The organism is Mesorhizobium sp. WSM1293, assembly GCF_000513875.1.
Taxonomy (GTDB): Bacteria; Pseudomonadota; Alphaproteobacteria; order Rhizobiales; family Rhizobiaceae; genus Mesorhizobium; species Mesorhizobium ciceri.
Genome location: NZ_KI911320.1, coordinates 178,589 through 199,463 on the forward strand (window position 1 = coordinate 178,589; position 20,875 = coordinate 199,463).

The following is a 20,875-nucleotide window of genomic DNA, read 5'->3' on the forward strand; positions in this document are numbered from 1 at the left end:
GGCACCCTTAGTCCCTGTATGGACTCTAGGGCGGCGGACATGGGCACGGCAAGTGGCGAATTGGCGCGGCGGCGGCGACAGAATGTCAACGACCCCCAAGGGAACGGCTCTGCCCCGGAATCCCCTGCCCGTTTACATCAATAGCGCAAACTGCGAGTTTCATACGATGATAGAACTAGTCCGCACCAACGATGCCGTGATCATTTCCTTTGTCGAATCGCTGATGCGCGACGCCGGCATTGCCTGCTTTGTCGCCGACCAGAATATGAGCATTCTCGAAGGGTCGATCGGTCTTTTGCAGAAGCGCGTCATGGTCGACGCCGACCAGGCCGACGCGGCACGGCGCATCCTCAGGGATGCCGGCATCGCCAACGAAATCCGCGGAAGATAATGTCCGCCGCGCCCGCCGCCCTTGTCCCGGACACGCCGGCCCATACGGTCGACGCTTTCCATCGCGGCCGGTTCTGGCTGGTGCAGCCCAAGCAAGGCGGTCATCGCGCCGGCATGGATGCGATGATGCTGGCGGCCTCCGTGCCGTCCTCCCTTGCCGGTCGTCTCGCCGATTTCGGTGCCGGTGCCGGGGCCGCCGGCCTGGCGGTGCTGTCGCGCTGCCCGGCCGCCGAGGCGGTGCTTGTCGAACGCGCGCCGGAAATGGCGGCCTTCGCGGCAGCCACCCTTGCCCATCCCGGCAATGCCCATCTGAGCGATCGCGCCTCCGTGCTGGTCGCCGATGTCACCGTATCGGGCCGGGCGCGGGCGGCCGCCGGCCTCGCCGACAATGATTTCGACTTCGTCATCATGAACCCGCCCTTCAACGCCCCCCGGGACCGCGCCTCCCCCGATCGCCTCAGAAAAGAGGCCCATGTCATGGAGGACGGGGTGTTCGAGAGCTGGATCCGCAGTGCGGCGGCGGTTGTCAGGCCGCGCGGCGGGCTTGCCGTCATCGCCCGCCCCGAACAGCTCGGCGCCATTCTCGATGCGATCGCAGGGCGCTTCGGCGATGCCGAAATGCTCGCCGTCCACCCTCGCCCAGACGCCGCGGCAATCCGCATCGTTGTGCGGGCAGCGCTCGGGACACGGGGAAAGCTTGCCATCCGCCCGCCCCTGATGCTGCACGCGCAATCAGGCAACGGCCCTGACGAGCGCAGCGAAATGATTACCAACGGCCTCGCCTCGCTGTTCGGAGATTGAGCTATTCTGCCTGGCCACATTGCCGTTGGCCGGGAAATCCCTACATGCCTGCAACCTATCGACCGGAGACCGCGCCCTCGTGAAACGCCTTATCAACCGCCTGCTGCCGAAATCCTGGCGCTCCACCGTCGTCACCATTCCGGTCATCCGGCTGCACGGCACCATCATGGCAGGCGGTGGCCAGTTCCGGCCGAGCCTGTCGCTGGCCTCCACCGCTGGCCTCATTGAGAAGGCGTTTTCCTACGACGCCCCGGCAGTCGCCATCTCGATCAATTCGCCCGGCGGCTCGCCGGTGCAGTCGCGGCTGATCTTCAAGCGCATCCGTGACCTGGCCACGGAAAAGAACAGAAAGGTGCTGGTCTTCGTCGAAGACGTGGCGGCGTCGGGTGGCTACATGATCGCGGTTGCCGGTGATGAGATCTTCGCCGACCCATCCTCCATCGTCGGGTCGATCGGCGTGGTCTCGGCTTCGTTCGGCTTCCCGGAACTGATGAAGAAGATCGGCATCGAGCGACGCGTCCACACCGCCGGCCAGAACAAGGCGGTGCTCGACCCGTTCAAGCCCGAGAAAAAGGAAGATGTCGAGCGGCTGAAGGCGCTGCAGCTCGAGGTGCACGGCACGTTCATCGACCTCGTCAAGGAGCGGCGCGGCGCGAAACTGAAAGACGACCCGGACCTGTTCACCGGCCTGTTCTGGACCGGCATCAAGGGCCTTGAACTCGGCCTGGTCGATGCGCTCGGCGACATGCGTACGGTGCTCAAGACCCGTTTCGGGGCGAAAACCCAGCTCAGGCTGATCACGACACCGCGCGGTTTCCTCAGCCGCTTCGGCCTGTTTGGCTCAAGCAAGGGCTTTTCAGCGCCCGAGATCGCAGGCGCTGCCGCCAGCGGCCTGATCGATGCGGCGGAAGAGCGCGCATTGTGGTCTCGCTTCGAGCTTTGAAAACCCGGCAAAAGCGTCTAGCATGAGAGCTTAACCGACCCGACCGGCCACCTTCGCCGGCCCAGCGTGGGAGGAGTTTTGGTATGCCGCAGATCATTTTCTTCACCGTCGTTGGCGTCGCCGCCTATTTCGGCTACCGCACCTTCATCCGCGAAGCCGAACGCGTGACCGCCAAGGTGCGGCGTACCGAAAAGCAGACGGCCAACGGCGCGATGGGCACTTTGGTCAAGGATCCGAAGACCGGCGAGTACCGGCTGGCCAAGGACTGAGCACCATTTCGCAGACCATTGTGGACACCGACATCGGGTCGCGTAGCTGGCACGCGCACGCCAAGATCAATCTTGCGCTGCATGTCACCGGCAGGCGCCCTGACGGCTATCATCGGATCGAAAGCCTGGCGGTGTTCACGCGGTTTGGCGACAGGATCGCAATCGCGCCCGCCGACATCGATGAATTTACCGTGTCCGGCCGCTACGCCCCGGCCGTTCCTCTCGACGCCAGCAATCTGGTGCCTAGGGCGCGCGATGCCCTGCGACAGGCGGTCGGGCACGAGAGAACACCGCCGGTCGCTATCCGGCTGGAAAAGAACCTGCCGGTCGCCTCCGGCGTCGGCGGCGGTTCGAGCGACGCGGCGACCGTGCTGCGCGGGCTGGTGGAGACATGGGGCCTGGATATCGACGGCGCAGAGCTGGCGCGGATCGGCATTTCGCTCGGCGCCGATGTGCCGATGTGCCTGGCGGCAAAGCCGCTGGTCGCGCGCGGCATCGGAGATGAACTGTCGATGGTGCCGGATTTTTCGGCGCTTGGCCTGGTGCTGGTCAATCCGGGCACCCCGGTCTCGACGGCGGACGTCTTTGCGGCGCTTTCCCGGCGCGACAATGAGGCCTTGCCGCCGCTGCCGCGCAGCATCGATTTTCATAGCCTGCGCAACTGGCTGGAGATCACCCGCAACGATCTCGAGCCCGCCGCGCTGGCGATGCAGCCGGCTATCGGCAGGGCGCTTTCCTGGCTGAACAAGGCCGGATCCGGTTTTTCACGGATGTCCGGGTCCGGCGCCACCTGCTTCGGCCTGTTCGAGACCGGCAATGTCGCCAAGCGCGCCGCCGCCGAAATCCGCGGCCGCCAGCCCGACTGGTTCGTCGCGGCGACGCGCAGCATCGCATCGGAGGTATCGGATGGCCAGAATTGACGAGAGCCGCTCCTTCATTCCCGTGCGCATCGCGGTGCTGACGATTTCAGATACGCGCAGCCTCGCCGACGACAAATCCGGCCAGACGCTGGCCGACCGCATCACCGAGGCCGGCCATATGCTGGCGGCCCGCGATATCGTCACCGACGATCGGGAAAAAATCCGCGACACGGTTCTGGCGTGGTCGCGGGACAAGAATATCGATGTCGTCATCACCACCGGCGGCACCGGTTTCACCGGCCGTGACGTGACGCCGGACGCACTGGAGCCGATCTTCGAAAAGCGCATGGATGGCTTTTCGGAAGTGTTCCACCGGATCTCCTACGACAAGATCGGCACCTCGACGATCCAGAGCCGGGCGACCGGCGGCGTCGTCAACGCCACCTTCGTCTTCGTGCTGCCGGGTTCGCCAGGCGCCTGCAAGGACGCGTGGGACGGCATCCTGAAGGCACAGCTCGACTACCGGCATATGCCGTGCAACTTCGTCGAGATCATGCCGCGCCTGGACGAGCATTTGCGGCGCGGCAAATCAGCTCCGTAAAGCCGAGGCAAGCGTCGCTCTCAGCGGATGACCGGCTCGCCATGAAACCGCCGGCGCGACGGCGGCGACACGCCGAAGCCGACTTCCATCATCAGTCGGGGCGTGCGTGCCGGCACGGTGCCCATATGGAAGCCAAAAGGGTCCTCGACGAAACCGAGACCGGCCTCGCCGGTCAGCGTCACCGGGCTCTGCTCGCCATAGACATCCAGCACCTGTTGCGCGGGGTGGCCAACCAGAAGCGTGAGCTGGTGCTTGAGGCTGCGGCGCTTGTGGCTGCCCCTGACATAGACATGCGGACCGGTGTCGGCGTCGACCGGCTTGAGGTAGAAGAAGAATTTCAGCATGCGCCAATCATCGAGGTCGAAATGATACTTGCCGAGCGAGGCGAGGTTCTTGTCGGCGTCCGAAGCGGCACCGGTTGGAAAACTCCACCAGACGCGCGTCGTGATCAGTTTTGCCTGGCCGCCGAGATAGTGCGCGGCAATATCCAGAAGCAGCGGATCGCGCTGGATGGCAAGCGCCGCCGGGCAGTCGAGGATGCGCTCGAAAAAATGCCCGCTGAGCAGCGAGCGGCCAAGGCGTTTCTCGGCCTCGGCATGTTCCCCCGGCATGAATTCGAGACGGCGGTCGAAATTGCCGAAGCAAGGCGTGCGCCCGGCGAAGTCGGCGATCTCTTCATGGATATCAGGCGGCAGGACCAAGCCTGAGAACAGCCCGTCGGAGCGCAACGCATCGACGACCGCTCCCCGTTCGACACCGGCAAACATCGTATCCCCGGCATTGGCGACCGGGCGGGCGCGTTTTGCGCCCAGCCAATGCATGCGGCGTCCAGGCATTGTGCGCGCCAGCACGAACATCGGCAGCCAGGCGGGGTTTTCGCGCAGGTCCTTGAGATAGGTCGGAATGCGCACCGCGATGCGTCGCAACAGACTGCCGTCGCGTGCAATAGCCTCGAGACTGGCCGCGCCGGATGTGTCGGGGGTTGAAAGCTTCATTGGGTCCTCGGCTATGAGAGCACCACCGATGCCGCATCGGTGCTCGCCACTCGGCATGTCCCAAACCCAATTCCCGCTTGAACGGAAGCTAACCCCGCGTCAGATTTTGTGCAATGCACAATGGCCTGAGCAGCTGCAAAAAATCATGTCGAGGAGCGGCGTTCCTGCTTGGCGGGCGCCATCCAGATCTCGGCGTCGAGCCGCTTCGTTGCGAGGCCGCGGGCGATGGCCTCAGCACTGCCGGCACTCTTGGCCGCGGCCGCCGCCTGACGCTTGCTGATCAGCAATCCGTCGGCCAGGGCGCGGTTTCCCGAAAAGACCCGTGCCAGGAATGGCGTGCGGCTGGCCCGCGTGCGCGAAAATCGTGCGGCCATGGTCTGCCTGGCCGTATGCGCGACAACCTCATCGATCCAGCCCTCCACCAACCGCGCGCCCGGTTCCAGGAGCAGCAACCAATCCCCCTTTGCCTGGCGGATGCCGGCAGCGACACCGCCGGTCACGTACTGACAGCCGGCATGCTCGGCCACACGATGCGTCTGGTCGGTGGAGCCTGTGTCGCAGACGATAACTTCACGCACCACGCCTTCGACCGCGCCGCCAATCAGCGAGGCGAGCGTGCGGGCGAGGCCCTCCTCGTCATTGCGGGTTTCGATGAGAACACTGAGCATCCTTAGCCGAATAGCGGAAAGCGCCGCACAGCGCCAGTTTTGCATCGCACATAGAAAGTTCTTGCTTTGTTCTCGTCGATGAAATAGGAATAATTTCATGAACAGAGCGATTCGACACAACACGAACAGTCCCTGGGAGCGGGCGAAAATGGAACAGATCGTGCGCGCCGACATTGCAGCTTTCGGAGCAGGAAGAGCCGAGATGGCCAATGCGATGGTCGAGCAGAGCGGCATGCGTGTCCGCCCGGACCGCAACCGCGGCAGGTCGGCCGGCATCAACCCGTCCGGCCGATTCGAGCCAGTCAGCCGGCACGTGTTCGACGATGGCTGGAATTCGCTGGAAGAACTGCCCCCCTTCAAGACCGAAGTGCAGGTCGAGAAGCCGCGCACCATCATCACCCGCAACGAATCGCCCGACATTTCCTTCGACCGTTCCATCAACCCTTATCGCGGCTGCGAGCATGGCTGCGTCTATTGCTTTGCCCGCCCGACGCACGCGTTCATGGGCCTGTCGCCGGGTCTGGATTTCGAATCGAAGCTGTTCGCCAAACCTGATGCGGCGCGCTTGCTCGACAAGGAGCTTTCGAAGGACAGCTATCAGCCGCGCACCATCGCCATCGGCACCAACACCGACCCCTACCAGCCGATCGAGAAGCAATACCGGATCATGCGCGAAATCCTCGAAGTGCTGGAAGCGCGCGGCCATCCGGTCGGCATCGTGACAAAGTCCGCCCTGGTGACGCGCGATATCGATATCCTGTCGCGCATGGCCGAACGAGGGCTCGCCAAGGTGGCGCTGTCGGTGACGACGCTCGACCGCATGCTGGCGCGCACCATGGAGCCGCGCGCGTCGACGCCGACCAAGCGGCTGGAAGCGATCCGGCAGCTTTCGGATGCCGGCATTCCGGCGTCGGTCATGGTGGCTCCGATCATTCCGGGCCTGACCGATCCGGAGATGGAACGCATCCTCGATTCGGCACGTGCGGCCGGCGCGCGCGAGGCGGGTTATGTGATCCTGCGGCTGCCGCTGGAGGTCAGCCCGATCTTCAAGGACTGGCTGCTGCGCCATTATCCCGACCGTTACCGCCATGTGATGTCGCTTGTCCGCTCCATGCGTGACGGCAAGGACTACGATTCGGAATGGGGCAAGCGCATGAAGGGCGCCGGTCCCTATGCCTGGCAGATCGGCCGGCGCTTCGAGATCACAGCCAAGCGGCTTGGTCTCAATGCCGAACGGCGCACGCTGCGGACCGATCAGTTCGTTGCCGCCGGGAAAGACCAGGTGCAACTGACGCTGCTTTGAAGAGACAATTCGTCGCGATGGTTTGATCCGTCGCGCACCAAGAATCCCGTCCGGCCTGCCCCGGCCTGCAGACGGTGCCCTCCCGGTCCGGCGCCCCACCCGACCCGGAGGGACTTGCGGAGAATCGGAGCCGATGCGAACCTCGCCGCAACATGGCTCGCGCGCGTTCTGATTCTCCGCCTCTCTTTGAGATCATCGAGAAGCCCGACTTCTCCTTCGAGACGAAGGCGATGGCGGAGGGCCTGTGGCCGGTCGCCGGGATGGACGAGGCAGGCCGCGGCCCCCTGGCCGGGCCGGTGGTCGCCGCAGCGGTGGTGCTCGATCCCGCCAACATTCCCGACGGCCTCGACGATTCCAAACGCCTCAGCCATTTGCAGCGTGAGGCCCTGTTCCTGCGCATTCTCGGCTCCGCACAGGCGGTCTCGATGGCCTCCATCAGCGCCGAGGGCATCGACGGCAGCAACATCCTCAAGGCAAGCCTGGAAGCCATGCGGCGCGCGCTGGTAGGGCTGTCGGTCCGGCCGAAGCTTGCGCTTGCCGATGGACGCGACGTGCCGCCGGGACTGCCTTGTGAAGGGCGCGCGCTGATCAAGGGCGACCAGCGTTCGCAGTCGATCGCCGCCGCCTCGATCGTCGCCAAGGTGATGCGCGATCGCATGATGTGCGGCTGCGGCAACCATCACGACCGCTACGGGTTCGAAGTCCATATGGGCTACGCCACGGTTCGCCATCGCACCGCGATCGAAGCGCATGGCCCGGTGGCGCGGCTGCACCGCGTGTCGTTTGCGCCATTCCGGCTGGGTGGGGCCGAGGTGGACGTGGTGGAAGAAGAGAGCTTCGCCGGGCTGGATTGAGCGACGACGACAAGCCACTCTCCCCCTTGTGGGGGAGATGTCCGGTAGGACAGAGGGGGGCGCTGTCCCGCCGGCTTCTCAATCGATTGCAGTTATGCCCTCAGGCTTGTCCCGATAGACCGTAGGACAACAAAGGTTAGCGTTCGTTCACGCCCCCCTCTGCCCTGCCGGGCATCTCCCCCACGAGAGGGGAGATCGGCAGCTTCAGCGCCGCAACAAAAAAGCCGCCGGGTTGCCCGGGCGGCTTTCGATGACTGGCTAGACGAACCGCCTAATTCAGCTTCGACTTCACGTCCGCGAGCGAAGCCTTGAACAGATCTGCACCGGCCTTGGCGTCGATCTTGCCGGCAAGCAGCGCGCGTGCTGCCTCGACGGCGATGTCGACGGCGCTGGCGCGCACTTCGCTGATGGCATCACGCTCGGCCTGACCGATCTTCTGTTCGGCAAGCGCGGTGCGCCTGACGACATAGTCCTCGGTCTTCTTATGCGCGTCGGCGGCAAGCATGTCGGCTTCGCGCTTGGCGGCAGCGACGATGTCGGCGGCCTCCTGCTCGGCTTCCTTGCGCTTGCGCTGGTACTGGCCGAGCAGCTGCTGGGCCTCCTCGCGCAGCCGGCGCGCTTCGTCCAGTTCATTGCTGATCCTGGCGGCACGGGCGTCGAGCGCCTTGGCGATCATGCCAGGCACCTTGATGTAGACGGCAACGCCGAGGAAGATGATCAGGGCTATCGTGGCCCAGAGCGTCGCGAGAGATGTGTAATCCATGATGCGCTCCTCACCGGGCCACGGATTTGACCGCGGCCGCGATCTCGGCCTTGCTGGCCTTGCCGCCAACCAGAGCCTCGACGATCGCCGAAGCGGTGTCCTCGGCGATGCTGCCGACTTCCTTCATGGCATTGGCCTTGATGGAAGAAATGCGGGCTTCGGCTTCGCCAAGCTTCGCGTCGAGCGCGGCCTCGATCTTCTTGCGAGCGGTGTCGGCCTCGGCCTTGGCAGCGTCGTTGGCCTGCTGGCCGATCGCGTTGGCCTTGGTCTTGGCTTCCGCCAGTTCCTGCTCGTAGGCAGCAACGGCGGCGTCGGCCTCGCCCTTCAACTTGGCCGCCTGGTCGAGGTCCTGCGTGATGCGATCGTTGCGGACATCGATGATGCCGCCGACGCGCGGCATCACCACCCGCTTCAGGAAGAGATAGAACAGCCCGAAGGTGATCGCCAGCCACAGAAGCTGCGACGGGAACGTCGCCGGATCGAATGGCGGAAACGTGCCATGCGCTTCAGCAGGCACGCTGGTGCCGGAATGCGTGTCGCCTTCCGTCGCAGCGTGGCTGGTATCGGCTGATGGCGCGGACTCTTGCGCAAAGGCAGATGTCACGAACATGGACTATCCCCGAAATTCAGGCCCGCCGCTTGCGCGGCCGGCCTGTCCAATCTTCCCGAGTGCTCAGCCGAACAGGGCCAGAAGCGCGATGAGAAGCGAGAAGATGCCCAGAGCTTCGGTCACGGCAAAGCCGAAGATCAGACGGCCGAACTGGCCATCGGCGGCCGACGGGTTGCGCAGTGCGCCCGCCAGGTAGCTGCCGAAGATGTTGCCGAGGCCAATGCCCGCGCCACCCATGCCCAGGCAAGCGATGCCGGCGCCGATGTACTTTGCTGCTTCTGCGTCCATTTGTTCAACTCCTTTGGATCTAAAATTCCGTTGCGATTCCATCCGGCGCCAATGTTGGAAATCTTTGGGCCGGAAACTTTTGGACCTAGTGCCCTGGATGCAGGGCGTCGTTGAGATACATGCAGGTCAACACGGCAAAGACGTAGGCCTGCAGGAAGGCGACCAGCAGTTCCAGTGCCGTCAGCGCCACCGCCATCGCCAGAGGCAGGATCGAGCCGGCGACGCCAACCGCGCCGAGCGCGCTCAGGCTGACGACGAAGCCGGAGAACACCTTCAGCGTGATGTGGCCGGCGAGCATGTTGGCGAACAGACGAACCGAGAGGCTGACCGGGCGCGACACGAAGGAGATCACTTCGATCAGCACCACGAGAGGCAGCAGGAAGACCGGCACGCCGTGCGGCACGAACAGTTTCAGGAAGCCAAGACCATGCTTCATGAAGCCGTAGACGACCACGGTTGCGATCACCAGCACGGCAAGGCCGAAGGTGACGATGATGTGGCTGGTGACGGTGAAGAAATAGGGGAACAGGCCAAGCAGATTGGCGACGAGCACGAACATGAACAGCGAGAACACGAGAGGGAAGAACTTCATGCCCTGCGTGCCGGCGGCGTCGCGCAACATGTTGCCGACAAACTCGTACGCCATCTCGGAGACCGACTGAAGCCGCCCGGGAACCAGGCTGCGGCTCGACGTCGTGAGAAACAGGAATCCAGCCGCGACGATCACGGTTGCGACCATGAACAGCGCCGAATTGGTGAAAGACAGGTCATAGCCGCCGATGTCGATCGGAATCAGCTTGTTGATATGGAACTGGTGGATCGGATCGACCTTGTCAGCTGCCACGTTCAAACCCCGTCAATGCCGCGTACGGCCTCGTTACCATTACCGCACATGGTGCGCGGTCATTTCTTGTCGTCTTGGCCACGGCGCGATTTATCGCCCTGTCCAAATTCTGCCACGACGCCGGCGGAACGCATCACATTGAGCACTCCGGCGCCAAAACCAAGCAGCAGAAACACGATCAGACCCCATGGCGATGTCCCCGCCAAACGGTCGATGACCCAGCCGATGCCGGCACCCACCACCACCCCGGCGATAAACTCGCTGGAGAGTTTGAGCGCCTGACCATAACCGGCCACACTGCCCGCTTTCGCGTCGTCTTTCCCCTCGAGCCGGCCCGGCCGCCTTGTCGCAAGCGAAGCTTCAAGGTCACGGCGGCGGCGCTCAAGATCGTCGTCGCGGATGTCGGGTTCATGCTGATTGCCGCGGCCGGTTTCTCCGGTTCCGTCTGGCCCATTCTTGTCGGCCATCGCAACCCCCCTGCCCGGTCAGACCGTCACCGTCCGTCCGCTTCTAAAGTCGCCGGCAACATAGTTAGAGGGTTTGCGCCCGTCAAGCCACGGGCGGAAGTTCATTGCCATGTATTTTAGGCAATGAAATCAATGAATTACAAAGGTGCGACATCGTGCCCGCCAGGATGACGAGGATGCATGGCGCGAATCCCCCGCGCAATGGCTCTTTGATCGGCTGCGCGCCACATCAAGGATCAGCGGCTGCTCCGCACTCAGCTCCAGCCGCCGCCATAGGTCCGATAGAAGATATGCAGGCCGATCTTGGTCATCTTCTGCATCGTGCGCGCCCAGCCGGGATGGACATATTGGGCATAGTAGTGGGTCGACGATCCGACTTCCGGAATGAAGATCTTGCCGGCGGTGACGGCCATGGCGATCTCCTGGGCGGTCTTGTAGGCGGCTGGGCTATCGATGCGCTTCTTCCTGCCGTCGCAGGCGAAGGAGAACTGGCAACGGTTGAACCAGCTGTCGTTCTGGTAGACGACGCCGCAGATCGAATTCGGATAGGTCGGATTGCGGACGCGGTTGAGGATGACCTGGGCGACAGCGGCCTGGCCGCGCACGGATTCGCTCCTAGCCTCGAAATAGATTCCGTTGGCAAGGCATGCCTGCTCCTTCTTGGAGAAGACACTCGCCGGCAGCGGGTTCTGGATCCACGAATGATCGCCCTTGGCCATCGGCGGAATGAAGCGGCCCTCATTGGGCTGCTCGTCCTGAAGCAGGGCCTCGAAGGGCGATGCCTTGGCATAGTCCGGCTCGGATTGCGCATAGGCGGTGGCCAGCACATCCGGATGGTCGTTGTTGACCAGCGCCGCCAGCATGGCCGGCATGCCGGGATCCGGCTTCTTGTCCTCGCGCACATGGAATGCGGCGGCGATCTGGATTTCCTTGCCTTTGATCTGCGGCTTGGCGAAAGCCATTTTCAGGCCGCTGTCCATGCTGGGCCGCAGCAAGGAGGACGTGCGCTCGAAGATCGAGCCGGCGTTGAAGTTCTTTGGCGGTGCGACGGGAGACATCTGGACGATGCGCCCTTTCTTCTCGGCGCGCACCACGCGGTCCTCATCGGGCGTGGCGCTGACCTTGCCGCCCTTGCCGCGAAACGACACGTTGCCGACACCGGCCAGATGGACGCCCGATCCGGAAATGGAGCCGGTGACATCGGAATCGACAAAGGGCATCTCGGCCGCATGGGTCGAGCCGGCAACGGATTTCTCGACATAGGAATTCCAGCGCGTGCTCGATGCTTCGAGGCCGGAAACGAGGCTCGTCATGTCCTGATAGGCGGCGACGGTCGGAAAGCCGATCCAGATGCCGAAACCGATGACGAGCGGACCCAGAAAGCCACGTTTTCTCTCACCGGCGGCGGCAACCAGCCGCTTCAACACACGTCGATGCACGGAACTCTCTCCAGGAACGCTACAGACCCCACTGGAGAGCAAAATGATGCATTAACCTTGATGGGACGTTAACGGATTCGATCGGGTTTTCCCGGTCGGCCCGAGGTCGTGGTTGCGAAGTCGGGCGATTTTGCGGCCGACCATTCAGGCCGGGCGTAGGAAGATCGGCCGGGCGATCAGCGCGCAGATGGCGGCCGCCAGCCAGACGCCGGACCAGGACCAGAGGTGCAAGAGCCCCGGAATGGCCACCGGCACCAGGAAGAAGCCGACGAAAACAAAGGTGTTGGCAAGGCTGAGCGCGGTTCCGACATGGCCGGCGCCGGCAAGGGTGGCAAGCTCGGTGTAGGCGACGCCGTGCCAGGCGGAGACAGAGATGCCTGCGACAATAAGCACGACCGGAAGAACCGCCGACCAGATGAGCTGGCCGCCCGGATTGGTTGGGCCGAACAGGACCAGCAGCCAAAGCATGGCGAAGGCAAGGGCGCTGAACGCGCTGCACAGGCGAAGAAATTGGCGGCGGTTGCCATAACGGTCGGTGAAGCGGCCGCTCCAGATGCGCATGACCATGGCGCCGATCTGCACCGCGGCGAGGCTGGCACCGATTGCCGCCGTTCCCAACCCAACGAAGTCGTGCAGGAATACGGAGGCGAAGGTGAGCACGGCCACCTGCGGAAAGCAGAGCAGGCCGATGGCGGTCGCGATACGCCAGACGTCGCGATTGCGCAGCGGCGCCGGTCCGGCCACAGCCGAAGCGGGATAGCCCTCGCCCGCCGTCGGCGGCTCGTGCAGCCAGCGCCAGGCGAACAGGGCAGACAGAGCGGATGCACCCGCCAGGACCCCGAACACCGCGGCAAAACCGAAAGCCAGCGCAAGCGAGGGCAGCACGAGCGCGCCAAGGCCGCCGCCAAGCGGCACCGCCGTCTGCCTGATGCTCATGGCGAAGCCGCGCTCGTTTTCCCGGAACCAGCCCATGATGGCGCGGCCGCTCGAACCGTTGACGCTGCCGCCGAGCAATCCGGTGATGAATAGGCTCGCGGAGAGCAGCGTGACATCGGGAGTACCGGCCTTTGTCGGCACGACCAGCATCGCCATGACCAGGAGCCACGCCGCCGTCGCGCCGAGCCCGATCAACAGCACGCGGCGGTCGCCCCAGCGATCGGTGAGCAGACCCCAGGGCAGTTCGCTGAGCGCGACCCCAAGCCCGAGAAGGCCGAGCGCCAGGCCGAGCTCGGCATTGCCTAGGTGATAGCCCTGGCGAAGAACGACCGCCGTCGCCGGGATGCCGGAGAACGTAGCCGAGAAGGCGGCATTGGCGGCAACGCCGATGCCCAGGACTTTCCAGCGATGGCCCGGCGTGAACACCCTCCCGGTGGAACCGGTATCTTCCAGAAGTTCCGACGGCTGCCGGTCGGTGCAATTGACAATGGCGGACATGACTTCATTTCCCGTGCTGGCCAGCGGTCCGGCCTTGACGATCTGTCCCTACCGCCATAATTTCATCCTGAAAATCAGGAAGTTTTGAACTTACAATCCTGAAAATCGGGATTTCCAACATGCGACGCGTGACATTCGACCTCGACGTCTTGCGCAGTTTCGTCACCGGCATGGAGCTGGGTAGCTTTGCCAAGGCCGCTGACCGGCTTGGCCGGTCGACGTCGGCGGTCAGCGCGCAATTGAAGAAACTGGAAGAACAGGCGGCGACGCCGATCTTCCGCAAATCAGGACGGGGCCTCGCTTTGACCGAGGCCGGCGAGACCATGCTCGGCTATGCGCGCCGGCTAATCGAGTTGAACGACGAGGCGGCATCCGCCATCCACGGTGTCGAGCTGGAAGGCTGGGTACGGCTCGGCTTGCAGGAAGATTTCGGCGAGGCGGTGCTGCCGGACGTGCTCGGCCGATTTGCCCGGGCGCACCCCAAGGTGAAGATCGAAGCCAGGATCGCACGCAGCCACGACCTTGCCGAAAGGGTCCTGTCAGGCAGCCTCGATATCGCGCTCGCCTGGCACTGCGGCGAAACGCTGCCCTACAGCCAGCATGTCGCCGATGTGCCGATGCGCTGGATCGGGCCGGCAAAGCGTATCGAGACCAGCCTGCGCAACAGTGAGCCGCTGCCGCTGGTGGCGCTCGAAGCGCCATGCCTTCTGCGCACGGTGGCAACCGAAACGCTCGACCGCGCCGGCCTGTCATGGCGGATGGCCTTTTCCAGCCCGAGCCTTGGCGGCATCTGGGCAGCCGTGGCGGCGGGGCTGGGGCTGACAATCCGCACCGACATCGGCCTGCCGGCCAGCGTCAGCGCGATGACGCCGGAGATCGCCGGGCTGCCTGCATTGCCCAAAATGGCGTTGGTGCTGCACCAGAAGGATGCTGAACTGGATCCGGTGGCAGCGCGGCTGGCCGACATATTGCTGCAGGCGGCGTTGCAGGCGCTGCCACGGGACGAGCGGTTGAAGGAGGTCGCTTAGACAGCCGGAACAGGTATCCAGCGCCCGACCGCTTATTTACGCTTGTTTGACCTGCCGGCGAACGGATTGTCCGATGTGCGCAGCGCGATGCGGATCGGCACTCCGGGCATGTCGAAGGCTTCGCGCAGGCTGTTGGAGAGATAGCGGACATAGGATTGCGGCATCGCATCGGGCCGCGAGCACTGGACAACGAAACCCGGCGGCCGGGTCTTGGCCTGGGTGACGTATTTGACCTTCAGCCGGCGCCCTGCCACGGCAGGCGGCGGATGGTGTGCCAGGATGCCTTCCAGCCAGCGGTTGAGCTTGCCGGTCGAGACGCGGCTGTTCCATACCTTGTGGGTCCTGATGACGGCATCCATCAGCTTGTCGAGGCCGCGCCCGGTCTCGCCGGAGACAGGTACGGCCTGCAGGCCGCGCGCCTGGGGAAGAAGCCGTTCCGTCTTCTCGCGCAGTTCGGCCAGAAGCTCCTGGGGATGGTCGATCAGGTCCCATTTGTTGAAGGCGATCACCGGCGCCCGCCCTTCCCTGATGATCAGGTCGGCGATCTGCAGATCCTGCTTCTCGAAGGGAATGGTGGCGTCGAGCACGATGATGACGATCTCGGCGAAGCGGATGGCGCGCAGGCCGTCCTGCACCGACATCACTTCGAGCTTTTCGTGAATCCTGGCCTTGCGGCGCATGCCGGCCGTATCGAACAGCTTCAGGCGGCGGCCATGCCAATCCCAATCGACCGAGATCGAATCACGGGTGATGCCGGCTTCCGGTCCGGTGAGCAGCCGTTCTTCGCCGATCAGCGCGTTGATCAGCGTCGACTTGCCGGCATTGGGACGGCCGACGACGGCGATGCGCATCGGTTTGGTGTCGTCATAGGTGTGCTCGGCATCCGGATCGGCGATATCCTCGCCGATCAGCACCTCGCCGGCAGCGATCTCTTCGTCTTCGCCATCTTCGTCTTCGCCGAAGGCGCGCGCTTCGCCGAGCGCGCCGATCACGGCGTCGCGCAAATCGGGCATGCCCTGGCCATGCTCGGCCGAAACCGGGATCGGCTCGCCAAGGCCGAGCTCCCAGGCTTCCAGCATACCGCCCTGGGCGCCCTTCGCCTCGGCCTTGTTGGCGACCAGCACGACCGGCTTGCCGGACTTGCGCACGATCTCGGCGAAGGTCCTGTCATCAGGCAAAAGGCCGGACTTGGCGTCGATGGTGAAGAAGATCAGGTCGGCCTCGCGGATAGCGATCTCGGTCTGCGCACGCATGCGGCCGGGCAAGGTCGAGGCACCAGCGTCCTCGAAGCCGGCGGTGTCGATGACATCGAAATGCAGGTCGTAGAGCTTGGCGGCGTGGACGCGACGGTCGCGGGTGACGCCCGGCGTGTCGTCGACAAGCGCCAGCTTTCTTCCCACCAGCCGATTGAAGAGAGTCGATTTGCCGACGTTAGGTCTGCCGATGATGGCGACTTTGAAGGTCACGACGCACTGCCCGACCCGCGGATCAGCTCGGACATCAATGTTGCGCGCTCGCGGGTGTTGCGCGGGGCGCCGTCATCGGCGGCGATCTGGTCGAACAGTTTCAGCGCGTCCTGCGTCTTGCCTTCCTTCCAGGCGGAAAGGCCGAGCGCCTCGCGCGCCGTGTGGCGCAGCGTGTTGGTGTCGGATGTCAGCGCTTCGACACGGCTGGACACGTCGGCGAACGAGCCATGGTCGACGAGCAGCAGCGCTGCCCGCAGCCGCGCCATGTCGCGAATGCTCTGGGGAATGGCCGTGTCGGCGGCGACTTCGTCGAAATCCTTGACGGCGGCGGGAACGTCGCCCTTGTTCGCCTTGACGGTCGCGCCGCGCATGCGGGCGAGCAGCGGATAGGCGCCGTAGCCATCCTTCTCCAACTGATCGAGCGCGGTCAGCGCCTCATCGTTCTTGCCGTCATTGGCAAGCTTCAGCGCCTGCGAGAACGCATCGCCCGAGCGGTTGGCGCGCGTCTCGTCCCAATAGCGATAGCCGACGAAGGCTGCGGTGCCGAGCACCACGAGGATCGCAACGACAATCAGGGCTGGGCCAAAACGGTCCCACAGCGCCTGCGCCTGTTCGCGACGGATCTCGTCGTTGACTTCACGGATAAAACTGTCGTCGGACATCAAATCAAACCATTCCTGCCCGGTCGGGCCTTTGTCAGCCCGCGTTTTAGCGAAATTTTGCCGGCATGGAAGGGGTTCGACCGGAAAATCGCCTATTGTCCGGGGCAAACGGATGTTTGCCCCGGACGAGCAGCCGACGAGGCCCATCGCACCCGCGCCACATTTAGGCGATAGCCGGCTTGCAGACGTTCCCCGAGTTAAGATCAGATTCCTATGCTTCGTCCGTTCCGCGTTGTTGCGTTTTCGCTTGCCGCGCTCGTCACTGCCGGCGTGGCTCTGGCCGACCCGCCCGCGCCACCGGTGCCGGCAAAGCCCAAGCAGGTCGTCATCATCTCGTTCGACAGCGCCCGCGACATTTCGCAGTGGAAGCGCAGTCGAGCACTGGCTGAGCGCACCGGCGCACATTTCACCTATTTTCTGTCCTGCGTCTTCCTGCTGTCGACGGAAACACGCAAGGAATACACCGCACCCGGCAGAAGCGCCGGGAAATCCAATATCGGCTTTGCCGCCTCCAAACAGGAAGTCACCGACCGGCTCGAGCAGATCGGGCTTGCCGCGCATGAGGGCCACGACATCGCCAGCCATGGCTGCGGCCATTTCGACGGCAAGGACTGGAGCAAGGCCGACTGGCTGAAAGAGTTCGGTTCGTTCGAGCACATTCTCGAGAACGCCTATGCCATCAACGGCATTGCGCCCGAGCCTGAGGGCTGGCGCGATTTCGCACGGCATGCGGTTGTCGGTTTTCGCGCGCCGTATCTGTCGACGGGCAAGGCGCTCTATGAAGCGCTGCCGGCCGCCGGCTATCAATTCGACGCCAGCGGCGTCTCGCAGGGCCCCGCCCGACCGACGGCCAGCAACGGCGTCATGCACTTTTCGCTGCCGCAGATTCCAGAAGGACCGAAGTCACGGCCGGTGATCGCCATGGACTACAATCTCTATGTCAGGCATTCCGGCGGCTTCGAACGGCCAAGCCAAGCGGGCGAGTTCGCCAACCGGACCTATGATGCCTTCCGCGCCGCCTTCGACAAGCAGTATGCCGGCAAGCGCATTCCGCTGGAGCTCGGCTTCCACTTCGCGCTGATGAATGACGGCGCCTACTGGAACGCGCTGGAGCGTTTTGCCGGCGATGTCTGTGTCAAGGCCGATGTCGAATGCATCAGTTTTCGCGACTATGTTTCGCGGCAGGATGCCGGCCAGAGGCAGGTCTCAGTCGGCGGCTGAGCCGCCAACCGGTTCGTTTCCAACCTCGATCTTTAGGCCGGATCCTCAGCGCCCTGCCTTGCCAGATAGCGCTGGTCGATATCGGGCAGCGGCTCGCCTTGCAGCGTCGCCTCGAAGGCGCGCAGGCGCTTGTGGACCGATTGCAGCTCGACGATGGTCGACCAGGAGGTGAGCAGAAACTGCAGTGAACCGGTCACCTTGCCGAATGCGTTCGAAATCTGGTTCAGCGCGCCGAACGTGATCTTGTGCGCCACCAGCGAGGGACCGAGGATCAGCAGCGAGAAAATGTTGTCGGCCTGCAGGTAGGTGTAACGGACGACGTTGAAATAGATGTAGTGGAAATAGAGCCTGAAATAATTGTGGCGAACATTCTCGAACAGCTCGGCCGTGGTGGCCGGCTGGGCCCGGTCCGCGTGATCCTCGCCGTAGACGAGTTCCTTGCGGTAGGCTGCCTCAACGCGCTGGTTGCGGAACTGCAGCCCTGGAAGTTTCAGACCTGCAACCATGACCGAGATCGTCCCGAACAGACACCAGGCAAGGGCTGCGACAACCAATGGCTGTGGAATCGCGCCGATAATCGGCAACTCGGTGATATGGGCCTGCAACTGGATCATGACCGGCAGGAATGCGATCAACGTCATAATCGACTGGACGAAGCTGGAGCCGAGATCTTCCATGATCTGCGAGAACCGCATCGTGTCTTCCTGGATGCGCTGCGAGGCACCCTCGATGTGGCGTAGCCTGCCCCAATTCTCGACGAAGTAGTTGTTCATCGCCGTGCGCCAACGGAAGATCCAGTGACTGACGATGAAGGCGTTGACCACCTGCACATTCATGCCGACCAGGGCGAGCCACGAAAAATCAGCCAATCCGATATAAAATTCGCTGTTGGTCGACTTTCCAGTCCCCGACATCAGGCCCTGCACATAGTCGAAGAAAGGCCCATACCAGGCGTTGACGGCGACACTGACCTGCACATTGAAATAGATGAAGAACAGAATGACCGCGGTCATCAGGATCGACCAGCGTTGCCACGGATGCGGCGAATACCAGCTCCAGAATGCGTAGAAGACGAGCACGCAGAACGCGAAATAGAGATAGAACCAGAGGAACGGCTTCGATACGAGGATGGCGATGCCGATGATGGGCGGCGCGCCGGCCGCGGCGGGCGGCAATCCGAAAACCGTACCTAATTGTTCACCACCGAAGAACCAGAACAGGATCGCCGCAAGGCTCCAGACGGCGGCCGAAGTGAAGAACAGCTTCGGCTGCGGGAAAAAGGATACGAACACTGTGGCGAATTCCTCGATCTAGGCGCAAATCAGCTGACGACAGCGGGCATAAAGTCACACATTAGTGGGAAAGAAAATGCCCGTGCCCGATGCCCGGCACAGCAAGCCCACAATCATGGCGATTTTGGCGCAGCCGACCATGTGATGGCGCCGGAGACGACCAGCACGATCGCGGCTGTGATCGAGGCGAGGAAGAAATCGCCGGACATCTGCGCCAGAAACCCGGCGGCGACCGGCCCGATGATCTGGCCAAGGCCGAACGCAGCCGTCATCAGGGCGAATATCCGCCGCGGCGCGCTTGGCGCCTGCTGCCGGGCGGCCTGCAGGCCAAATGCGGTGATGGCAATGAAGGTGCCACCGAGCAGCACGCCGGAAAGCAGCGGCCCGGTGGCGCCGCCGATGGCGACGCTGGCGGTGACGCCGGCAACTTCGATGAAGCACGCCAGCGCATAGGCGGCATAGAGGCCGGTGCGGGCCGCGACCTTCTGCCAGAGCCAGACTGAGGGAAAGCCCGCAAGACCGGCGACCATCCACACCATGGCCTCGAAGACGCGGCTGCCGCCGCCTTGCCGGACGATGGCGACCAGGAATGTCGCCGTCACCACATAGCCAAAGCCGAACAGGCCGTAGGCGACGATGACCTTGACCAACGACCGGTCCATCCGCAGTGCCGGCTCGCGGGTGACTTCGCCGTTGCCGAGCGGACCCTCATTGGCCAACAGCGCAACGAGGACGAAACCACAGGCCGAAATCGCCGCCGACCACAGCCAGCCTGCAGCCCAGCCCGAATGCTCGGCGACCAGCACCGCCATCATCGCCGCCGATGCCGCTATGCCGAGCCCGACGCCGCCGAAATGCCAGGCCTGCAGGTCGTTGCGACCGGCAGCCGCGATGTGGCTGAAAACGATGCTGGCCATGAACACCATGACGAAGGCGCTGGCCAGACCGGCCAGAAAGCGGATAGCGAGAAAGGCCGCCATCGCTTCGGTCAGCCCCATCAGCGCGGCAAGGACCGTACTGGCGCCAAGCCCCGCCAGCATCAGCAGGCGCTCGCGCCCATGCGCCCAGCCGCCCGCCGCTGCCAACGCGCCGACGAGATAACCGAGATAATTGGCCGACGCGATCCAACCGGCATCGGCAGGCGACAGATGCAATTCCTGCATCATGCCGGGCAGGATCGGCGTGTAGACGAAACGGCCGATGCCCATGGCAACCGCCATGGCAATCATGCCGGCGAAGGCGAAACGCAGCGCTGTCGAGGTGGCTGATGTCATTGCACTGCACAATAAGTGCAGGGGTCGCTGAAACAATCGCCATCTGTTGGGCCAGCGCGTGCGCGGGACGTGGTGCTCGCCTCGACTTTCCTCAAGCCGGAACGCTTGGCGCCTGCTCAGCAGCGGCCGCCGGCGTGCAACGGGGCCGTCTCGTGCACTGTCCGCCGTGCCGTCAGCCTGAACGGCACATCGCCCAGTTCGCGCTCCGACATGGTGTTCAGCATCGGATGCGAAAGCGGATCGGTCAGCCATCTCTGCGTTTCGCTGTCCGGGTGCGGCTCATACGGCGTACTCGCAGCGAAAAAGACCTCCAGCGACGACGACAAGATCCTCAGCATTTCCGGCTCCACAGGTCTGTCTCTTCCGATAAAATCCGCCGTTTCGACATGCCTTTCAATTGAGA

General features: G+C 63.7%; 24 protein-coding genes. 10 read left to right on the forward strand and 14 right to left on the reverse strand.

Features of this window, described 5'->3' with window-relative positions:
• Positions 1-166: 166 nt before the first annotated feature.
• The 6 genes from M729_RS0133475 (at position 167) to moaB (ending at position 3,864) form a co-directional block, all read left to right on the forward strand.
• Positions 167-391: a DUF2007 domain-containing protein gene (locus M729_RS0133475; RefSeq protein ID WP_027164177.1), complete on the forward strand. Its 225-nt coding sequence runs from the start codon at positions 167-169 to the stop codon at positions 389-391.
• Positions 391-1,191 carry a methyltransferase gene (locus tag M729_RS0133480; protein ID WP_024502640.1) on the forward strand — a complete coding sequence of 267 codons (801 nt, stop codon included), beginning with the start codon at positions 391-393 and terminating at the stop codon, positions 1,189-1,191. Before M729_RS0133475 ends, M729_RS0133480 begins: the two co-directional genes overlap by 1 nt.
• Before the next feature lie 79 nt (positions 1,192-1,270).
• Positions 1,271-2,134 carry a S49 family peptidase gene (locus M729_RS0133485; RefSeq protein WP_027164178.1) on the forward strand — a complete coding sequence of 288 codons (864 nt, stop codon included), beginning with the start codon at positions 1,271-1,273 and terminating at the stop codon, positions 2,132-2,134.
• Positions 2,135-2,217: 83 nt separating this feature from the next.
• Entirely contained in the window at positions 2,218-2,403 is a 186-nt protein-coding gene (locus tag M729_RS0133490) for a membrane protein (RefSeq protein ID WP_027164179.1), read from the forward strand.
• Positions 2,404-2,423: 20 nt separating this feature from the next.
• On the forward strand, positions 2,424-3,323 hold the full coding sequence (locus M729_RS0133495; protein ID WP_027164180.1) for a 4-(cytidine 5'-diphospho)-2-C-methyl-D-erythritol kinase: 900 nt from the start codon (positions 2,424-2,426) through the stop codon (positions 3,321-3,323).
• Positions 3,310-3,864 carry a molybdenum cofactor biosynthesis protein B gene (moaB, locus tag M729_RS0133500; protein WP_027164181.1) on the forward strand — a complete coding sequence of 185 codons (555 nt, stop codon included), beginning with the start codon at positions 3,310-3,312 and terminating at the stop codon, positions 3,862-3,864. Before M729_RS0133495 ends, moaB begins: the two co-directional genes overlap by 14 nt.
• A gap of 20 nt (positions 3,865-3,884) precedes the next feature.
• On the opposite strand, the gene M729_RS0133505 is transcribed toward moaB, so the two are convergent.
• Both M729_RS0133505 and M729_RS0133510 read right to left on the reverse strand, forming a co-directional pair.
• Positions 3,885-4,859 (reverse strand): hypothetical protein, encoded by a 975-nt coding sequence (locus M729_RS0133505; RefSeq protein WP_013532837.1) that lies wholly within the window; start codon positions 4,857-4,859, stop codon positions 3,885-3,887.
• Positions 4,860-5,002: 143 nt separating this feature from the next.
• Complete coding sequence (locus tag M729_RS0133510; protein ID WP_013532838.1) at positions 5,003-5,527, reverse strand: glycosyltransferase; 525 nt, start codon at positions 5,525-5,527, stop codon at positions 5,003-5,005.
• Positions 5,528-5,675: 148 nt separating this feature from the next.
• Between M729_RS0133510 and M729_RS0133515 the strand changes: the two genes are divergently transcribed.
• Together M729_RS0133515 and M729_RS0133520 are read left to right on the forward strand one after the other, a co-directional pair.
• A complete protein-coding gene (locus M729_RS0133515) occupies positions 5,676-6,830 on the forward strand; it encodes a PA0069 family radical SAM protein (RefSeq protein WP_023808673.1) in 1,155 nt (384 codons plus the stop codon).
• A 152-nt stretch (positions 6,831-6,982) separates the two neighbouring features.
• Entirely contained in the window at positions 6,983-7,684 is a 702-nt protein-coding gene (locus M729_RS0133520) for a ribonuclease HII (protein ID WP_027164182.1), read from the forward strand.
• A gap of 271 nt (positions 7,685-7,955) precedes the next feature.
• On the opposite strand, the gene M729_RS0133525 is transcribed toward M729_RS0133520, so the two are convergent.
• From M729_RS0133525 to M729_RS0133555, 7 genes are all read right to left on the reverse strand, one after another.
• The gene (locus M729_RS0133525) at positions 7,956-8,447 is read right to left on the reverse strand and encodes a F0F1 ATP synthase subunit B (protein ID WP_013532841.1); all 492 of its coding nucleotides are present in this window, start codon (positions 8,445-8,447) and stop codon (positions 7,956-7,958) included.
• A 10-nt stretch (positions 8,448-8,457) separates the two neighbouring features.
• Positions 8,458-9,057, reverse strand: coding sequence for a F0F1 ATP synthase subunit B (locus M729_RS0133530; RefSeq protein ID WP_027164183.1), 600 nt, complete (start codon positions 9,055-9,057; stop codon positions 8,458-8,460).
• A 63-nt stretch (positions 9,058-9,120) separates the two neighbouring features.
• The gene (locus M729_RS0133535) at positions 9,121-9,345 is read right to left on the reverse strand and encodes a F0F1 ATP synthase subunit C (RefSeq protein WP_006206606.1); all 225 of its coding nucleotides are present in this window, start codon (positions 9,343-9,345) and stop codon (positions 9,121-9,123) included.
• 85 nt (positions 9,346-9,430) lie between these two features.
• Entirely contained in the window at positions 9,431-10,189 is a 759-nt protein-coding gene (locus M729_RS0133540) for a F0F1 ATP synthase subunit A (protein ID WP_013532843.1), read from the reverse strand.
• Positions 10,190-10,248: 59 nt separating this feature from the next.
• Positions 10,249-10,656 carry an AtpZ/AtpI family protein gene (locus M729_RS0133545; RefSeq protein WP_013532844.1) on the reverse strand — a complete coding sequence of 136 codons (408 nt, stop codon included), beginning with the start codon at positions 10,654-10,656 and terminating at the stop codon, positions 10,249-10,251.
• A 254-nt stretch (positions 10,657-10,910) separates the two neighbouring features.
• Complete coding sequence (locus M729_RS0133550; protein WP_013532845.1) at positions 10,911-12,095, reverse strand: cell wall hydrolase; 1,185 nt, start codon at positions 12,093-12,095, stop codon at positions 10,911-10,913.
• 144 nt (positions 12,096-12,239) lie between these two features.
• Positions 12,240-13,529, reverse strand: coding sequence for an MFS transporter (locus tag M729_RS0133555; RefSeq protein WP_027164184.1), 1,290 nt, complete (start codon positions 13,527-13,529; stop codon positions 12,240-12,242).
• Positions 13,530-13,648: 119 nt separating this feature from the next.
• Here M729_RS0133555 and M729_RS0133560 point away from each other — a divergent pair, with 119 nt between their 5' ends.
• Positions 13,649-14,557, forward strand: a complete 909-nt coding sequence (locus M729_RS0133560; protein WP_013532847.1) for a LysR substrate-binding domain-containing protein — start codon at positions 13,649-13,651, stop codon at positions 14,555-14,557.
• Between the two features lie 32 nt (positions 14,558-14,589).
• Here M729_RS0133560 and der read toward each other — a convergent pair whose 3' ends face one another.
• Complete coding sequence (der, locus tag M729_RS0133565) at positions 14,590-16,023, reverse strand: ribosome biogenesis GTPase Der (protein ID WP_013532848.1); 1,434 nt, start codon at positions 16,021-16,023, stop codon at positions 14,590-14,592.
• A complete protein-coding gene (locus M729_RS0133570; RefSeq protein WP_013532849.1) occupies positions 16,020-16,685 on the reverse strand; it encodes a tetratricopeptide repeat protein in 666 nt (221 codons plus the stop codon). The genes der and M729_RS0133570 overlap by 4 nt, the downstream gene beginning before the upstream one ends.
• A gap of 213 nt (positions 16,686-16,898) precedes the next feature.
• On the opposite strand from M729_RS0133570, the gene M729_RS0133575 reads away from it, so the two are divergent.
• Positions 16,899-17,906, forward strand: coding sequence for a polysaccharide deacetylase (locus tag M729_RS0133575; protein ID WP_084652795.1), 1,008 nt, complete (start codon positions 16,899-16,901; stop codon positions 17,904-17,906).
• 32 nt (positions 17,907-17,938) lie between these two features.
• Here the strand turns inward: M729_RS0133575 and sbmA are convergent, their stop codons facing one another.
• The 3 genes from sbmA to M729_RS0133590 form a co-directional block, all read right to left on the reverse strand.
• Positions 17,939-19,198 carry a peptide antibiotic transporter SbmA gene (gene sbmA, locus M729_RS0133580; protein WP_013532851.1) on the reverse strand — a complete coding sequence of 420 codons (1,260 nt, stop codon included), beginning with the start codon at positions 19,196-19,198 and terminating at the stop codon, positions 17,939-17,941.
• 113 nt (positions 19,199-19,311) lie between these two features.
• The gene (locus M729_RS0133585; protein ID WP_032809871.1) at positions 19,312-20,472 is read right to left on the reverse strand and encodes a YbfB/YjiJ family MFS transporter; all 1,161 of its coding nucleotides are present in this window, start codon (positions 20,470-20,472) and stop codon (positions 19,312-19,314) included.
• A gap of 116 nt (positions 20,473-20,588) precedes the next feature.
• Positions 20,589-20,810 (reverse strand): hypothetical protein, encoded by a 222-nt coding sequence (locus M729_RS0133590; protein ID WP_027164187.1) that lies wholly within the window; start codon positions 20,808-20,810, stop codon positions 20,589-20,591.
• Positions 20,811-20,875: the final 65 nt, after the last annotated feature.

Excerpts from the sequence above, each read along its gene's own strand:
- moaB (WP_027164181.1), top strand. The coding sequence starts at position 3,310 with ATGGCCAGAATTGACGAGAGCCGCTCCTTCATTCCCGTGCGCATCGCG.
- M729_RS0133475 (WP_027164177.1), top strand. The coding sequence starts at position 167 with ATGATAGAACTAGTCCGCACCAACGATGCCGTGATCATTTCCTTTGTC.
- M729_RS0133590 (WP_027164187.1), bottom strand. The coding sequence starts at position 20,810 with ATGCTGAGGATCTTGTCGTCGTCGCTGGAGGTCTTTTTCGCTGCGAGT.
- M729_RS0133585 (WP_032809871.1), bottom strand. The coding sequence starts at position 20,472 with ATGACATCAGCCACCTCGACAGCGCTGCGTTTCGCCTTCGCCGGCATG.
- M729_RS0133490 (WP_027164179.1), top strand. The coding sequence starts at position 2,218 with ATGCCGCAGATCATTTTCTTCACCGTCGTTGGCGTCGCCGCCTATTTC.
- M729_RS0133545 (WP_013532844.1), bottom strand. The coding sequence starts at position 10,656 with ATGGCCGACAAGAATGGGCCAGACGGAACCGGAGAAACCGGCCGCGGC.
- M729_RS0133480 (WP_024502640.1), top strand. The coding sequence starts at position 391 with ATGTCCGCCGCGCCCGCCGCCCTTGTCCCGGACACGCCGGCCCATACG.
- M729_RS0133575 (WP_084652795.1), top strand. The coding sequence starts at position 16,899 with ATGCTTCGTCCGTTCCGCGTTGTTGCGTTTTCGCTTGCCGCGCTCGTC.
- M729_RS0133535 (WP_006206606.1), bottom strand. The coding sequence starts at position 9,345 with ATGGACGCAGAAGCAGCAAAGTACATCGGCGCCGGCATCGCTTGCCTG.
- M729_RS0133570 (WP_013532849.1), bottom strand. The coding sequence starts at position 16,685 with ATGTCCGACGACAGTTTTATCCGTGAAGTCAACGACGAGATCCGTCGC.
- M729_RS0133555 (WP_027164184.1), bottom strand. The coding sequence starts at position 13,529 with ATGTCCGCCATTGTCAATTGCACCGACCGGCAGCCGTCGGAACTTCTG.
- M729_RS0133505 (WP_013532837.1), bottom strand. The coding sequence starts at position 4,859 with ATGAAGCTTTCAACCCCCGACACATCCGGCGCGGCCAGTCTCGAGGCT.
- M729_RS0133520 (WP_027164182.1), top strand. The coding sequence starts at position 6,983 with ATGGCTCGCGCGCGTTCTGATTCTCCGCCTCTCTTTGAGATCATCGAG.
- M729_RS0133560 (WP_013532847.1), top strand. The coding sequence starts at position 13,649 with ATGCGACGCGTGACATTCGACCTCGACGTCTTGCGCAGTTTCGTCACC.
- M729_RS0133525 (WP_013532841.1), bottom strand. The coding sequence starts at position 8,447 with ATGGATTACACATCTCTCGCGACGCTCTGGGCCACGATAGCCCTGATC.
- M729_RS0133515 (WP_023808673.1), top strand. The coding sequence starts at position 5,676 with ATGGAACAGATCGTGCGCGCCGACATTGCAGCTTTCGGAGCAGGAAGA.
- M729_RS0133510 (WP_013532838.1), bottom strand. The coding sequence starts at position 5,527 with ATGCTCAGTGTTCTCATCGAAACCCGCAATGACGAGGAGGGCCTCGCC.
- M729_RS0133530 (WP_027164183.1), bottom strand. The coding sequence starts at position 9,057 with ATGTTCGTGACATCTGCCTTTGCGCAAGAGTCCGCGCCATCAGCCGAT.